The 15,165-nt window shown below is 73.1% G+C and carries 15 protein-coding genes; 14 read left to right on the forward strand and 1 reads right to left on the reverse strand.

Annotated elements, in window-relative coordinates; genetic code table 11:
- Window positions 1-36 precede the first annotated feature (36 nt).
- The 14 genes from Sco07f_RS07365 (at window position 37) to Sco07f_RS07430 (ending at window position 14,607) form a co-directional block, all read left to right on the forward strand.
- Window positions 37-843, forward strand: a complete 807-nt coding sequence (locus Sco07f_RS07365; protein ID WP_108987306.1) for an aldose epimerase family protein — start codon at window positions 37-39, stop codon at window positions 841-843.
- A gap of 10 nt (window positions 844-853) precedes the next feature.
- The gene (gene pyrE / locus Sco07f_RS07370; protein WP_007451719.1) at window positions 854-1,402 is read left to right on the forward strand and encodes an orotate phosphoribosyltransferase; all 549 of its coding nucleotides are present in this window, start codon (window positions 854-856) and stop codon (window positions 1,400-1,402) included.
- Window positions 1,403-1,556: 154 nt separating this feature from the next.
- Window positions 1,557-2,588 (forward strand): class II fructose-bisphosphate aldolase, encoded by a 1,032-nt coding sequence (gene fbaA / locus Sco07f_RS07375; RefSeq protein WP_007451722.1) that lies wholly within the window; start codon window positions 1,557-1,559, stop codon window positions 2,586-2,588.
- A 90-nt stretch (window positions 2,589-2,678) separates the two neighbouring features.
- Complete coding sequence (locus Sco07f_RS07380) at window positions 2,679-4,148, forward strand: MFS transporter (RefSeq protein WP_108987307.1); 1,470 nt, start codon at window positions 2,679-2,681, stop codon at window positions 4,146-4,148.
- A gap of 226 nt (window positions 4,149-4,374) precedes the next feature.
- Entirely contained in the window at window positions 4,375-4,788 is a 414-nt protein-coding gene (locus Sco07f_RS07385) for a DUF3151 domain-containing protein (RefSeq protein ID WP_054103084.1), read from the forward strand.
- Window positions 4,789-4,934: 146 nt separating this feature from the next.
- On the forward strand, window positions 4,935-5,750 hold the full coding sequence (locus Sco07f_RS07390; RefSeq protein ID WP_007451728.1) for a tryptophan 2,3-dioxygenase: 816 nt from the start codon (window positions 4,935-4,937) through the stop codon (window positions 5,748-5,750).
- The gene (kynU, locus tag Sco07f_RS07395; protein ID WP_108987308.1) at window positions 5,743-6,954 is read left to right on the forward strand and encodes a kynureninase; all 1,212 of its coding nucleotides are present in this window, start codon (window positions 5,743-5,745) and stop codon (window positions 6,952-6,954) included. The genes Sco07f_RS07390 and kynU overlap by 8 nt, the downstream gene beginning before the upstream one ends.
- A 238-nt stretch (window positions 6,955-7,192) precedes the next feature.
- Window positions 7,193-8,095 (forward strand): alpha/beta hydrolase, encoded by a 903-nt coding sequence (locus tag Sco07f_RS07400; RefSeq protein ID WP_108987309.1) that lies wholly within the window; start codon window positions 7,193-7,195, stop codon window positions 8,093-8,095.
- A 142-nt stretch (window positions 8,096-8,237) separates the two neighbouring features.
- Window positions 8,238-9,227: an alpha/beta hydrolase gene (locus tag Sco07f_RS07405; protein WP_108987310.1), complete on the forward strand. Its 990-nt coding sequence runs from the start codon at window positions 8,238-8,240 to the stop codon at window positions 9,225-9,227.
- Window positions 9,220-10,446 (forward strand): acyltransferase family protein, encoded by a 1,227-nt coding sequence (locus Sco07f_RS07410; RefSeq protein ID WP_244941995.1) that lies wholly within the window; start codon window positions 9,220-9,222, stop codon window positions 10,444-10,446. The genes Sco07f_RS07405 and Sco07f_RS07410 overlap by 8 nt, the downstream gene beginning before the upstream one ends.
- Window positions 10,439-11,824: a sensor histidine kinase gene (locus Sco07f_RS07415; RefSeq protein ID WP_108987311.1), complete on the forward strand. Its 1,386-nt coding sequence runs from the start codon at window positions 10,439-10,441 to the stop codon at window positions 11,822-11,824. Before Sco07f_RS07410 ends, Sco07f_RS07415 begins: the two co-directional genes overlap by 8 nt.
- Window positions 11,821-12,507 carry a response regulator gene (locus tag Sco07f_RS07420; RefSeq protein ID WP_108987312.1) on the forward strand — a complete coding sequence of 229 codons (687 nt, stop codon included), beginning with the start codon at window positions 11,821-11,823 and terminating at the stop codon, window positions 12,505-12,507. The genes Sco07f_RS07415 and Sco07f_RS07420 overlap by 4 nt, the downstream gene beginning before the upstream one ends.
- Window positions 12,508-12,520: 13 nt before the next feature.
- Window positions 12,521-13,945: a sensor histidine kinase gene (locus Sco07f_RS07425; protein ID WP_108987313.1), complete on the forward strand. Its 1,425-nt coding sequence runs from the start codon at window positions 12,521-12,523 to the stop codon at window positions 13,943-13,945.
- On the forward strand, window positions 13,942-14,607 hold the full coding sequence (locus tag Sco07f_RS07430; RefSeq protein WP_108987314.1) for a response regulator: 666 nt from the start codon (window positions 13,942-13,944) through the stop codon (window positions 14,605-14,607). Before Sco07f_RS07425 ends, Sco07f_RS07430 begins: the two co-directional genes overlap by 4 nt.
- Window positions 14,608-14,629: 22 nt before the next feature.
- Here the strand turns inward: Sco07f_RS07430 and Sco07f_RS07435 are convergent, their stop codons facing one another.
- Window positions 14,630-15,136, reverse strand: a complete 507-nt coding sequence (locus Sco07f_RS07435; protein ID WP_244941996.1) for a hypothetical protein — start codon at window positions 15,134-15,136, stop codon at window positions 14,630-14,632.
- Window positions 15,137-15,165 lie beyond the last annotated feature (29 nt).

Here is a 15,165-nt window from a genome sequence, read left to right on the forward strand (position 1 = left end):
GTGGGCCGCCCTTGATCGCCCAAGTAGGGTCGTGGCGTGAGTAACGAACCCATCACGCTGACCGCGGGTGACGCGGAGGCGACCGTGCTGCCGGGCAACGGCGGCCGGATCGGCGGGCTCCGCGTCGGCGGCACGGAACTGCTCCGCCAGGGTGAGCGCTACGGCTGCTTCCCGATGGTCCCCTGGTGCGGACGCATCCGCGAGGGCCGCTTCAGCGACGGCGCCGTGGTCCACCAGATGCCCCTGAACTCCCCGCCGCACGCCATCCACGGCACCGCCCGCGACGCCGCCTGGCGCACCGCCCGCGTCGGCGGGAGCGAGGCCGTCCTCACGTACGATCTCGTCGACCCCTGGCCGTACACCGGCCGCGTCACCCAGGTCGTCGCCCTCGCCGAGGACGCGCTGACGCTGACGATGGCCGTGGAGACGTACGAGTCGTCCTTCCCGGCGCAGGTCGGCTGGCACCCCTGGTTCAACCGGACCCTGGACGGCGCGGACGGCGCGGACGGCCCCGGAGTGGAGATCGCCTTCGACCCCGCCTGGCAGGAGGAGCGCGGCGACGACCACCTCCCCACCGGCAACCGCGTCGACCCGAAGCCGGGCCCCTGGGACGACTGCTTCGGCATGCCCGACGGCGTCGACGTCACCCTCACCTGGCCGGGACGGCTGGAGCTGAAGGTGACCAGCCGGGAGCAGTGGGCCGTGGTGTACGACGAGCAGGAGGCCGCCGTCTGCGTGGAGCCGCAGACCGGCCCGCCCAACGGCCTGAACACCCTCCCGCGCCTGGTCACACCCCTGGAGCCGCTGGAGGCCACGACCACCTGGTCCTGGCGCCGCCTTTAAGCTGGCGTACATGACGGATGTACGCGGCGAGCTGCTGCAGCAGATCAAGGACAAGGCCGTGGTGCACGGCAAGGTGACCCTCTCCTCGGGTCTGGAGGCCGACTACTACGTCGACCTGCGCCGCATCACCCTCGACGGCGAGGCCGCGCCCCTGGTCGGGCAGGTGCTGCTCGACCTCACCGCCGACCTGGAGTTCGACGCGGTGGGCGGGCTCACCATGGGCGCCGACCCGGTCGCCGCGAGCATGCTGCACGCCGCCGCCGCACGCGGCCGCAGGCTCGACGCGTTCGTCGTCCGCAAGGCCGCCAAGGCGCACGGGTTGCAGCGCCGCGTCGAGGGCCCGGAGATCAAGGGCCGCCGTGTCGTGGTCGTCGAGGACACCTCCACCACCGGCGGCTCCCCGCTCACCGCCGTCGAGGCCGTGCGCGAGGCCGGCGCCGAGGTGGTCGCCGTCGTGACGATCGTCGACCGGGCGACGGGCGCCGCGGAGAAGATCCAGGACGGCGCGGGAGTGCCGTACCTGTACGCGTACGACAAGGACGAGCTGGGCCTGGACTGACACCAGGGGTACCAGGGGCCGAGACGGGACCGGGGTCCACTCGGGTATTCCCGTTCCGTCTGGAAGGATGGGGCCGACGATGACGTCGCCCCCCAGTCCTAGGTCAGGGCCATAAGCAACAACACGCCCACCCGCACATACAAGGAGCGGACAGATGCCCATCGCAACTCCCGAGGTCTACAACGAGATGCTGGACCGGGCGAAGGCAGGAAAGTTCGCCTACCCGGCCATCAACGTGACCTCTTCCCAGACGCTGCACGCCGCCCTGCGCGGTTTCGCGGAGGCGGAGAGCGACGGCATCGTCCAGATCTCCACCGGCGGCGCCGAGTTCCTGGGCGGCCAGCACAACAAGGACATGGTGACCGGCGCCGTCGCCCTCGCCGAGTTCGCGCACATCGTCGCCGAGAAGTACGACGTCACCGTCGCCCTGCACACGGACCACTGCCCCAAGGACAAGCTCGACGGGTACGTACGCCCGCTGCTGGCGGTCTCCGAGGAGCGCGTGAAGGCCGGCCGCAACCCGCTCTTCCAGTCGCACATGTGGGACGGTTCCGCCGAGACCCTGTCCGACAACCTCTCCATCGCCCAGGAGCTCCTGGAGCGCGCCCGCGCCGCCAGGATCATCCTCGAGGTCGAGATCACCCCGACCGGCGGCGAGGAGGACGGCGTCTCGCACGAGATCAACGACTCCCTGTACACGACGGTCGACGACGCGGTCCGCACCGTCGAGGCCCTGGGCCTGGGCGAGAAGGGCCGCTACCTGCTCGCCGCGTCCTTCGGCAACGTGCACGGTGTGTACAAGCCGGGCAACGTCGTGCTCCGCCCCGAGCTGCTCAAGGAGCTGAACGAGGGCATCGCGTCGAAGTACGGCCGGCCGGCCGGCAGCAAGCCGTTCGACTTCGTCTTCCACGGCGGCTCCGGTTCCTCCGCCGAGGAGATCGCGACCGCGCTGGAGAACGGCGTGGTCAAGATGAACATCGACACGGACACCCAGTACGCCTTCACGCGTCCGGTCGCCGACCACATGTTCAGCAACTACGACGGTGTCCTGAAGGTCGACGGCGAGGTCGGCAACAAGAAGACCTACGACCCGCGCACCTGGGGCAAGCTGGCCGAGGCCGGCATGGCCGCGCGCGTCGTCGAGGCCTGTGGCCACCTGCGTTCGGCGGGCCAGAAGATCAAGTAACACCCGGTCGACACGACCGTACGCACGAGCCCGGCGCCCGACGCGCCGGGCTCGCCGCATGCCGGGGGTATACGGGTGTATATCTGGGGCATGCCCGATGTCCGGCTGTCCTCACCGCAGGGCAAGTGGATCCTGCTGACCACCGTCCTCGGCTCCAGCATGGCGCTGCTGGACTCCACCGTCGTCAACGTCGCGCTCCCCCACATCGGCCGCGACCTCGGCGCGGACCTGGCCGCCCTCCAGTGGACCGTCAACGCGTACATGGTCACGCTGGCCGGCCTGATCCTCCTCGGCGGCGCCCTCGGGGACCGCTTCGGCCGCCGCCGGATCTTCGTCCTCGGCGTGCTGTGGTTCGCCGCCGCCTCCCTGCTGTGCGGCCTCGCGCCGAACGCCGGGGTCCTGGTCGCCGCCCGTGCCCTCCAGGGCGTCGGCGGTGCGCTGCTCACGCCCGGCTCCCTCGCCCTCATCCAGGCCTCGTTCCACGCCGACGACCGGGGCCGCGCGGTGGGCCTGTGGTCGGGGTTCGGCGGCGTCGGCGCGGCGGTCGGGCCGTTCCTCGGCGGCTGGCTGGTCGACGGGGCCGGCTGGCGCTGGGTCTTCCTCCTCAACGTCCCGCTGGCGCTGCTGTGCGCCCCGATCGCGCTGCGGCACGTCCCCGAGTCCTCGGACGAGCGCGCCCACACCCGCTTCGACGTCCTCGGCGCCGCCCTGTGCGCGGCGGCCCTCGCGCTGCTCACCTACGCGCTGATCGAGGCCCGTACGGCGTCCTGGGCGGTGGCGCTCAGCGCGGTGGCCGGGGCGGTGGCCGCCGTGGCCTTCGTCCTCGTCGAGCGGCGCGGCAAGGACCCGATGATGCCGCTCGACGTCTTCTCCTCCCGCCAGTTCACGGCGGTCAACCTGGTCACCCTGTGCGTGTACGCGGCCTTCGGCGGCTTCTTCTTCCTCGCCGCGCTCCAGCTCCAGGTCGTCGTCGGCTGGTCCGCGCTGGCCGCCGGTACGGCCCTGCTGCCGACCACCGTCCTGATGCTGCTGCTCTCGGCCCGCTCCGGCGAACTCGCCGAGCGCCTCGGCCCGCGCCTCCAGCTCACCGTCGGCCCCCTGCTCTGCGCCGCCGGGATGGTGCTGATGCTGCGGGTCGGCCCCGGCGCCTCGTACCTCGCCGACGTGCTGCCCGCGCTGCTGGTGCTCGGCCTCGGCATGGTCACGCTGGTCGCCCCGCTGACGGCGAGCGTGCTGGCCGCCGTGGACACCGCGCGCGCCGGTCTGGCCAGCGGCATCAACAACGCGGCGGCCCGGGCTGCGGGCCTCGTCGCGGTCGCCGCGCTGCCGCTGCTCACCGGCATGGGCGAGGAGGCCTACCGGTCGGCCGACGCGTTCGACGACGCGTTCGGACCGGCCATGCTGATCTGCGCGGGCGTCCTGGTGGCGGGCTCCCTGATCGCCTTCACCACGGTGCGCCGCCCGGCCCCGGACTGCCCCCACCCCGAGTGCCGCACCCACGGTTCGGTCCTGACACCCCCGCTGGAGCAAGGGGCGGGGGGAACCGCGCACGAGAGGTGACGCAGGGCACCGCCTAGGACCGACGCCCGGGTCACGCCCTCAAGGGGCGCGGGGAACTGCGCGCTCAACCACAACGCACCCGCACCCGACAACGCACCCGCACCCGCACCCGACAGCGCACCCGCACCCGCACCCGACAACGCACCCCACCTCACCCCACCCCACCCCACCCCATCGCACCCACAGCCCCGTCCAGCCGCCGCCGGCGATGCCGCAGACTTGTCCCATGGCCATTCACGAGAACCTCCTCGGGGGACCGCCCCCGACCCACCTCCCCGACGACCCCGGGCCGCGCGAACTGCTGGCGGGCGGCACCTCCGCCACCGACGTCGCCGCGAAGTACCCGACCTCCTCGCTCGCCTGGGCCCGCCTGGCCGACGAGGCGTTCGAGCGGGGCAGCGTCGTGGAGTCGTACGCGTACGCCCGTACGGGCTACCACCGCGGCCTCGACTCCCTGCGCCGCAGCGGCTGGAAGGGGCACGGCCCGGTGCCCTGGGAGCACGAGCCGAACCGCGGCTTCCTGCGCGCCCTGCACGCCCTCGCCCGCGCCGCCCAGGCGATCGGCGAGAAGGAGGAGTACGAGCGCTGCAGCCAGTTCCTGAAGGACTCCTCGCCGAGCGCGGCCGAGGTACTGGGCTGACCCCGGTGTCACGCCCCGGCCCGTCCGCCGTGCGCGGGCGGGCCTTGCGGTTTCCTGCGACGATTGCGGAGGATGCCGTTGGGGACCGGGGCCCCGTGCCGGTAACGGCAGGGCGGACCGCTACCCGTGCACATCAGGAGACAGCGATGTCCCACGACGCCCCGAATCTCGACTTCGAGGGCAGCACGCCCTACGAGGACTACGTCAAGGCGGACGTGCTCACCCACCTCCAGCACACCCTCTCCGACGATCCCGGAGAGATGGTCTTCCTGGTCACGACCCAGGTCATGGAGCTGTGGTTCACCGTCATCGTCCACGAATGGGAGACCGCCGCCCGCGCCCTGCGCGAGGACCGGATCCCGGTGGCGACCGACGCGCTCAAGCGTTCGGTGCGGGAGCTGGAGGCGCTCAACGCCTCCTGGACCCCCCTGGGGCAGCTCACCCCGGCCCAGTTCAACTCCTACCGGTCCGCCCTCGGCGAGGGCTCCGGCTTCCAGTCGGCGATGTACCGCCGCCTGGAGTTCCTGCTCGGCGACAAGTCCGCCTCCATGCTCGTCCCGCACCGCGGCGCGCCGCGCGTCCACGCGGAACTGGAGAAGGCGCTGCACGAGCCGAGCCTGTACGACGAGGTGGTCCGGCTGCTCGCCCGGCGCGGGTACGACATCCCGGACGCCGTGCTCCAGCGCGACGTCACCCGGAAGTACGAGGCCGCCCCCGAGGTGGAGGCCGCCTGGACGGCCGTCTACTCCGGCGACCAGAACGGCGAGCTGGCCCGCCTCGGCGAGGCCCTCACCGACGTCGCCGAGCTGGTGTGGCGCTGGCGCAACGACCACCTGGTCGCCACCCGCCGCGCGATGGGCTCCAAGACCGGCACGGGCGGCTCCGCCGGGGTGGCCTGGCTGGAGAAGCGGGCCCGGGGCAACGTGTTCCCCGAGCTGTGGACGGCGCGGTCGTATGTCTGAGCCGACGAGCCTCGCGGGCGAGGCGGAGAAACTGGACGCCGCCGACGGGCTGGCGGCGCTGCGCGAGCGGTTCGTCCTCGACGACGTCACCTACCTCGACGGCAACTCCCTCGGTGCCCTCCCCGCGCACGTCCCCGCGCGCGTAGAGGATGTCGTACGGCGCCAGTGGGGCGAGCTGCGCATCCGGTCCTGGGACGAGAGCGGCTGGTGGACCGCGCCCGAGCGGGTCGGCGACCGGATCGCCCCGCTGGTCGGCGCGGCCGCCGGGCAGGTCGTGGTCGGCGACTCGACCAGCGTCAACGTCTTCAAGGCGCTCGTCGCGGCGGTGCGCATGGCGCAGGAGGACGGCCCCGGGCGGAACGAGATCCTCGTGGACGCCACCACCTTCCCCACGGACGGGTACATCGCCGAGTCGGCGGCCCGGATGACAGGCTGCGCCCTGCGGCCCGTGACCCCGGCCGAGGTCCCCGGTGCCCTGGGCGAGCGCACCGCCGCCGTGCTGCTCAACCACGTCGACTACCGCACGGGCCGGCTGCACGACCTGCCCGGACTCACGGCCGCGGTGCACGCGGCGGGGGCGTACGCCGTCTGGGACCTGTGCCACAGCGCGGGCGCGCTGCCGGTCGGGCTCGACGAGCACGGCGTCGACCTGGCGGTCGGCTGCACCTACAAGTACCTCAACGGCGGCCCCGGCTCGCCCGCGTACCTGTACGTGCGCCGTGGCCTCCAGGCCCGCTTCGACTCCCCGCTGCCCGGCTGGAACTCGCACGCCGAGCCGTTCGGCATGCGGTCCGACTACGCCCCGGCCTCTGGTGCGGTGCGCGGGCGGGTCGGCACGCCGGACATCCTCTCCCTGCTCGCCCTGGAGGCGGCGCTGGACGTGTGGGACGAGGCCGGGGTGTCCGTGGCGGCGGTGCGGGAGAAGTCGCTGGCGCTGACGGACTTCTTCCTGCGCTGCGTCGGGGCGTACGTCCCGGACGGCCGCGTGGAGTCCGTGACCCCGGCGGCGCACGCCGAGCGCGGCAGCCAGGTCGCGCTGCGCTGTGACGACGCGGGCGAGGTGATGAAGCGGCTGATCGAGCGCGGGGTGGTCGGCGACTACCGCGCGCCCGACGTGCTGCGTTTCGGCTTCACCCCGCTGTACGTCGGCTTCGCGGACGTGGAGCGGGCGGCGCGGGTGCTGGCCCGGACGCTCAGCGGCTGAGCCGCAGACCGGGTCCCGGGTCGAACCGCAGGTGAGCCGCAGGTGATCCGCAGACCGGGTCCCGGGTCGAGCCGCAGGTGATCCGTGGCCCGGTCGCGGGGTGAGGGCCGGGCGCGTCGGCCCTCACCCAGCGTCACATCCCCATGTCCGCGCACGTCACCGGCCTGATAACGTCCCGCCAACGGCCGATTTCACACCCCCGGTCCGCCAACACCGTTCCTTCGCCGAGAGGTTGAGCATGCCGGACGCCGCAGCAGAACCGGGCACCGCTGCCGCGAGGAACGCGGCGGAGGAGGAATCGGCCTTCTCCCACCCGGCGGTCGCCCCCGACTCCACCGCCGGTTACGGCGACGACCCCGACCAGGTGGTCGACTTCTACGCGCCGCACGACGGTGCGGGGCCGGGCGGGGCAGCCCCCGTCGTGGTGGTCCTGCACGGCGGTTCGTGGCGCGCCCCGTACGACCGGCGGCACATCAGTCCGTTCGCCGGCTTCCTGGCCGGGCGGGGCTTCGCGGTGGCCAGTGTGGAGTACCGGCGCGGTGCGGAGGGGACCGGTGTCGACGGTTCCGGGGACCCCGTCGCGGGGCGCTGGCCCGACACGTTCGACGACGTGGCCGCCGCGCTGGACGCGCTGCCGGAGCTGGTCCGGCGGCACCTGCCGCAGGCGGACGTCCGCCGTACGGTGCTCACCGGCCACTCCGCCGGCGGCCACCTCGCCCTGTGGGCGGCCGCCCGGCACCTGCTGCCCGCGGACGCCCCGTGGCGGACCGACCGCCCGGCGCCCCTGCGGGGCGTGGTCGCGCTCGCGCCGATCGCCGACTTCGAGGTCGCCGACAAGCTCGACGTGTGCGGCGGCGCGGCGCGGCAACTGCTGGGGGAGGGCGGACTGTTCGCCGAGCGGCGGCCGTACGCCGATCCCGCGCTGCTGCTGCCCACGGGGATCGCGACGACCCTGGTGCAGGGCCGCGCCGACGTGGACGTCCCGCAGGCCGTCGCCGAGGCGTACGCGGACGCGGCGGCCAAGGCCGGGGAGGTGGTGGGGGTGACGCTGCTGGAGGATGTCGGCCACTACCCGCTGATCGACCCGGCGGCGGACGCGTGCGCGGTGGTGACGGAGGAGATTGCGCAACTGGCTTGGTGAGCCGGGGGAGAAGTGTCGTACCCGTAATACCTGAGAGCTACCCGCCAGGTGAGTTCCCTGGCGGGACGCGGGTTACCCGGCCCGATTCATAACTTCCCCTTCAGACACGCCCGATGGACGGGCGGTCCGGAGGGGAGAGGCCATGGGGCCGGGGACGACGGTACGTTGGCGGCGGCGGGTGCGCGGATGGCGCCGCGCCGGTTGCGCCGCCCTCATCACCGGCGCCGTGGTGCTGCCCCTCTCCGGGGCCGCGCGGCCCACGATTCCCGCCCCCGCGCCTGCCGTCGTGGCCGCCCCGACGGCCGCCACGCTCGACGACACCTACGCCGCCCACCGGGCCAACGCGGCTCGGGCGTCCCGCATGGCCGCCGACCACGGCGACCGGCACCGCGCGGCGGCGGACCGTGCGATGGCCGACCCGTCCCGGCACCTCCTCGCCTTCGACGGCCGGGGTGCGGGACTGGTCACCGAGGTCTTCGGCGACCTGGCGCACGCCGACCGTGTCGCCGTGCTGGTCCCGGGCTCCGACACCGGCATCGACACCTACGGCCGGTTTCGCGCCGCCGCCCTCGCCCTGCACCGGCAGCTCGTCGCCTCGGCTCCCGCGGGGACGCGCACCGCCGTCGTGGCCTGGCTGGGCTACGAGACACCGGGCACCTTCAGCACCACCGTCGCCAGGACCGACCGCGCCGACAGGGCCGCCCCCGGGCTGCGCCACCTGGTCGACGACCTGCGCCGGATCACCGGCTCCGGCGCCCGCATCGCCCTCCTCTGCCACTCCTACGGCTCGGTGGTGTGCGCCCGCGCGGCCGACGGCCTGGACGTCGCCGACATCGCCCTGGTCGGCAGCCCCGGCACCGGTGCCGACACCGCCGCCGGCCTGGGCTCCGACGCCCGGATATGGGCGGGCCGGGGCGCCGACGACTGGGTGGAGCACGTGCCGCACGTCAGCGCCGACCTGTTCGGCACCACCGTCGGCTTCGGCACCGACCCGGTCTCCCCGGACTTCGGCGCCCGGGTCTTCGACACCGGCGACGCCGGCCACAGCGACTACTTCGACACCGGCTCCCGCTCCCTAGCGAACCTGACCCGGATCGCCCTGGGCGAGACCACGGAGGTGACCCATGCCTGACCTTGCCCCGACCCCGACCGTCATACCGTCGTTCGCACGCGGCACCCTGCGCGAGGCCGCCCACCGTATCGACGCGGCCACTCCCAAGGACCGGGACCGGGCCGTGGACGCTCTGCGCGCCCTTGCCATCCTCGGGGTGGTCCTCGGGCACTGGCTGGTGACGGCCCTGGTCGCCGACGGCGGCAGCCTGCACTCGGCCAGCCCGCTGGGGGACATGCCCTGGCTGGCCCCGGTCTCCTGGGCCTTCCAGACCCTCGCCGTGTTCTTCCTGGTCGGCGGTCACGTCGCCACGCGCGGGTACGTGTCGGCCCGTGCCCGCGGCGAGTCCTACGGCCGCTGGCTGAGCGCCCGGCTGTCCCGGCTCTTCCGCCCTGTCCTGGCCGTCCTCGCCCTGTGGACGGTGACGGCGGCGCTGCTCCTGCTCACGGGCGCGGACTTCGTGACCGTCCACACCCTGGTGAAGCTGGCGCTGTCCCCGATGTGGTTCCTGCTGGTCTTCGCCGCGCTGACCGCCGCGACGCCGTTGCTGACCCGGCTGCATCCGCTGTGGCCGCTGGTCGTCGTCCTCCACATGGACCTGCTGCGCTTCGGGCTCGGCGCCCCGTCCTGGCTGGGCTGGGTCAACCTCGCGGCCGGCTGGCTCGTCCCCTACGCCCTCGGCGCCGCCTGGACCCGGGGCGAACTGGACCGACCTCGCGCGGGCTGGATCCTGCTGACCGGCGGCACGGCGGCCACCGCGGCACTCGTCGCCTGGGCGGGCTACCCGGCGTCGATGGTCGGGGTCCCCGGCGCGTCGGTGTCGAACCTCAACCCGCCGACCCTGGCCGCCGTCACCTTCGGCCTGGCCCAGTGCGGGCTCGCCCTGCTGCTGCGGGACCGGCTGCGCCGTGCGATGCGGCGTCCCGTGGCCTGGGCGGCGGTCGCGCTGGTCAACCTCTCCGCGATGACGATCTTCCTCTGGCACCAGACGGCGTTGATGGCGACCACGGCCACCGGGCTCCTCGCGGGCCGTCTGCCCGGCCTGCACACGCGTCCCGACGGCCTGGACTGGGTCGCGGCCCGGCTCGCCTGGCTCCCCGTGTTCGCGCTGGTCCTGGCCGGCTGCTGGGCCACGTTCCGCTCCTGCGAGCAGCACGGCCGGGGACGGCGGCGCTCGCGGGTCGTGCGCACCCACCGCCCGCAGCGCCGGGCGGCCGGGGCGGGGGCACGTCATGTCTAAGGTGGGGCCTGTGACGCGATGGGGGAAACGGCAGGTGGCCCGGTCACGGGTCCGGGCCGGACGCGGGCTGCGCGTGCTCCACGACGACCTGTGGACCTGGCGGGCCGATCCGCTGCCGCCGTCGGTGTGGCTGCGCTGGTTCCCGCACGGAGTGGTGTGCCTGGCGGCGCTCGGGGTGCTGCTGGGGAACACCGCCCAGCTCAACGACCACAGCAAGCTGACGCCGGAGTTCGCGTTCCTGATCGCCCTCGCGTCGGCTTCCGCGATGCTGCTCGCGCTGTGGCGGCCTGTCCCGGCGTGGTGGCTGTCGACGGCGGCCACCGTGGTCGGAGCCTTCGCGGTGCTGATGAACGCCGAGGACTACAGGTTCACCTGGCCCTGGACGGCCGCCGGACTGATCGCTCACATGTTCGTAATGCTGCTGCTCGCTCTACGCGTTCGTACGCGGGTGGCCGTTGAGGCGTTCGCCCTGAGCGCACTGATCACCTATGTGTTCGAGGGCCTGATCGGTGCGCGGAACTACCAGCCCACCGGCTGGCTGGCGGTCGCGTTGTTCGCGGTCGTCGTCCTTCTCGGCATCGCCCTGCGAGGCCGACGCGAAGCCCGGGACCAGTTGGCGGAGCAGACCACGCTCACCGCCGAGGAGCGGGCCCGGCGCACCCTGCTCGAGGAGCGCGGCCGTATCGCGCGCGAGCTGCACGACGTGGTCGCCCACCACATGTCGGTGATCTCCATCCAGGCCCAGGTCGCGCCCCTCCTCGTCGAGAACCCGCCGGACGAGCTGAAGGAGAACCTCGCCGGCATCCGGCAGAACGCCCTGGAGGCGCTCACCGAGCTGCGCCGGGTGCTGGGCGTGCTGCGCGCCGAGCATCCGGACGTGCCGGAGGTGCCCGAGGCGGGCGACGGTGCCGCGCCGCACACCCCGCAGCCGACCCTCGACCGGCTCGACGCGCTGGTGGACAACATCAGAGCCGCCGGCCTGATCGTGACCACCGGCAGCAGTGGCACGCGCCGACCGCTGCCGCCCGGCGTCGAGCTGTCGGCGTACCGGATCGTGCAGGAGGCGCTCAGCAACGTGCTGCGGCACGCGCCGGGCGCGACCGCCCGGGTCCACCTCACCCACCTGCCGATCGGACTGCGTGTGGAAGTCTCCAACACCCGGCCGAAGCGCGCCCCCGCGCCGTCGCAGGGGGCCGGGCACGGGCTGCTCGGCATGCGGGAGCGGGTGGCGATGCTCGACGGCACGCTGACGGCCCACCCGATGCCGGACGGCGGCTACCAGGTGGCGGCGTTCCTGCCGGCCGACGGCCCCGACCTGCCCGCCGCCTCCTTCAGCGACCCGCCCACCGCCCCTTTCACCAAGGACGACACCCCATGACGACCAGCAGCAACGGCCGCGTGATCCGCGTGCTGATCGCCGACGACCAGCAGATGGTCCGGCAGGGTTTCACCGTGCTGCTCAACACCCAGCCCGACATCGAGGTGATCGGGCAGGCGGTGGACGGCCTGGACGCGGTGGCCAAGGTCGCCGAGCTGGCCCCGGAGGTCGTCCTGATGGACATCCGCATGCCGGAGCTGGGCGGTATCGAGGCCACCCGGCGCATCACCGGGGCCACTCCGGAGATCCGGGTGCTGGTGCTGACCACCTTCGACCTCGACGAGTACGTGTACGAGGCGCTGCGGGCCGGGGCCTCCGGCTTCCTGCTGAAGGACGCCTCCGCCGACCAGCTCGCCGAGGCGGTCCGGGTCGTGGCCGCCGGTGACGCCTTGCTCGCGCCGGGGATCACGCGGCGGCTGATCGCCGAGTTCTCCCGGCTGGACGACCGCCCGCGGGCCCCGCTGAAGGCCCGCGTCGGCGAGCTGACCGAGCGGGAGACGGAGGTGCTCGCCCTGATCGCGCAGGGCCTGTCGAACGCGGAGATCGCCCAGCGTCTGGTGGTCGCCGAGCAGACGGTGAAGACCCATGTCGGCAGGATCCTGGTGAAGCTGGGCCTCAGGGACCGCACGCAGGCGGCGGTGTTCGCGTACGAGTCGGGCCTGGTGCGCCCGTCGGGGTACTGAGGAGCGACGCGCAGTGGCCCCCGTAGTACTTGAGACGGACGCCGGAGAACCCCTCTGCACGGGGACGACCGGCCACTCCCGGTCGGCCTACCGTGTGAGCGTGACCGAGACGACTCACCAGCAGCACGAGGACGGGACCCGCAGCCAGGAGTACCGGCTGGTCCGGACCTCCCTGCGAGGACTGCGCCAGGACCTGTTCCACGACCCCTTCGCCTACCGCGTCCTGCCGCCCCGCCACACGGACGGCCCGTTCGTCCGCCGGCTGCCCGGCCGGCTGCGCTCGGACGCCCAGTACCTCCCGCACGCGGTGGTCGGGACGATCGCGTTCTTCACCTTCGTTCTCGGCGCGGTCTCGGGCGACCTGCCCGGCGGCGACGTGCCGGCCCTGCTGACCGGCATCCTGTGCGCCCTCCCGGTGCTCACCACACTGGTGCGGCCGATCGGCGCGTTCTGGCTGTCCCTCGCCGTGACACCGCTGGTCGCGCTCATCAATGGCGCCGGGTGGGACTGGCCCTGGATGCCGGGCGCGTTCCTCTGCCACCTCGCGGTGCTGATCATCGTGGCGCTGCGCACCCGGCCCCGCACCGCTGTGTGGATGTGGGTCCTGACCTGCGTGTACGCCTTCGTGTCGGACGTCTTTTTCGGCGGGTCGTACTACTACACGAACAGCGGGCCGATGATGGTGACGTCGGCGTTCGCCCTGCTCGTGGTCTGTCTCTGGCACATACGGCAGACCGCCCGCAAGGAGGTGACCGCCCAGCAGACGGTCACCGCGCACGAGCGCTCCCGCCGCACCCTGCTCGAGGAACGCACCACCATCGCCCGCGAGCTGCACGACGTGGTCGCGCACCACATGTCGGTGGTCGCCATCCAGGCCGAGGCCGCGCCCTACCGGGTGGAGAATCCGCCGGAGGAGCTGGAGCGCGCCTTCGCCACCATCCGGGAGAACGCGGTGGCGGCCCTCACCGAGCTGCGCCGCGTCCTGGGCGTCGTCCGCGCCGAGGACTACGAGGCCCCGGACGCCCCGCAGCCGACGCTCGCCGACCTGGACGCCCTGCTCGCCAACGTGCGCGACGCCGGTCTGACGGTCGACAAGGCGGTGACCGGCGCGGTGCGCGAGCTGCCGCCCGGTGTGGAGCTGTCGGCGTACCGCATCGTGCAGGAGGCGCTGAGCAACAGCCTGCGGCACGCGCCGGGCGCGACGGCCCGCGTCGAGGTCTCCTACGTCCTGGGCGGCCTGGGCCTGCGCGTCGTCAACACCGCCGTCCCACCGAACACCCTGGTCAAACCGTCGCCCGGCGCCGGCCACGGCATCACGGGCATGCGCGAGCGCGTCTCGATGCTGAACGGCGAGATGACGGCGGGCCCGACGGACGACGGAGGGTACGAGGTGGCGGTGTTCCTGCCGGTCACCGTGCAGACCGAGGACGAATCATGACGATCCGCGTACTGATCGCCGACGACCAGATGATGGTGCGCGAGGGCTTCTCGGTCCTGTTGAACGCGATGCCGGACATCGAGGTCGCCGGCGAGGCGGTCAACGGCCGGGAGGCGGTGACGAAGGTCCGCGAGCTTGCCCCGGACGTCGTCCTGATGGACATCCGCATGCCCGAGCTGAACGGCATCGAGGCGACCCGGGAGATCGTCGCGGCGGACAGCACGTCCAAGGTGCTGGTCCTCACCACCTTCGACCTCGACGAGTACGTGTACCAGGCACTGCGCGCGGGTGCTTCCGGCTTCCTCCTCAAGGACGCCTCGGCCCGCCAGCTCGCGGACGGCGTCCGGGTGGTGGCGGCGGGCGAGGCCCTCCTGGCGCCTTCCATCACCAAGCGCCTGATCACCGAGTTCTCCAAGCTGTCCGAGACCCCGCGCCCGATGTCCGGGGCGCATGCGGCATACGGCGATCTGACGGAGCGCGAAACGGAGGTCCTGGTCCTGATAGCGCAGGGCCTGTCCAACTCGGAGATCGCCGAGCGTCTCGTCGTCGCCGAGTCGACGATCAAGACCCACGTCAGCCGCATCCTGGTGAAGCTCGGCCTGCGCGACCGCACCCAGGCGGCGGTCTTCGCCTACGAGGCGCGGCTGGTGACCCCGGGCTGACCTCAGGGGCGACCGCCACCGGTCACCGTCCGCTGTCCTGTCGCTGCCGCAACTCCCTCTGGCGTTGGCGCCGTTCGCGTCGCCGTTGGCTCCTACGGGCCCGTGCCTGTGCCGTCCGTTCCTCACGCTGCCGCTGTGCGCGCTCCCGCTGCCTCGCTTCGCGCACCGCGTCGCTGTTCCACCATGTGCACCACGGGACGAGAACCGCGGACGACACGAGGACGAGCGCCACGATCCAGTGACCGAGAGAGGCCCCCATGGCCAGGGCGACCACGGCACCCGCGACCGCGCCGGCCGAGTAGCCCAGAGCCGGACGCCAGTCCCTGCGGTGGAAGCCGGTCTTGAACGGGAGAACGAGCGGGACGGGCGCGATCATCACCGCGGCGAAGTACTTGCCGCCGCCCTCCGGGACACCGCACCCTCCCTTCGGATGCGGCGCGCATCCCAGCGTCACCGACCCCGCCAGTCCCCACCCGAACCACAGTGCCAGTCCCGCCGCCAAGGCGGCCCCCACCCATTTGGCATGCATCAGCGGAGTGTATGCACCGGCCGGGTCGA

The organism is Streptomyces coelicoflavus (assembly GCF_003112555.1).
Taxonomy (GTDB): Bacteria; Actinomycetota; Actinomycetes; order Streptomycetales; family Streptomycetaceae; genus Streptomyces; species Streptomyces coelicoflavus.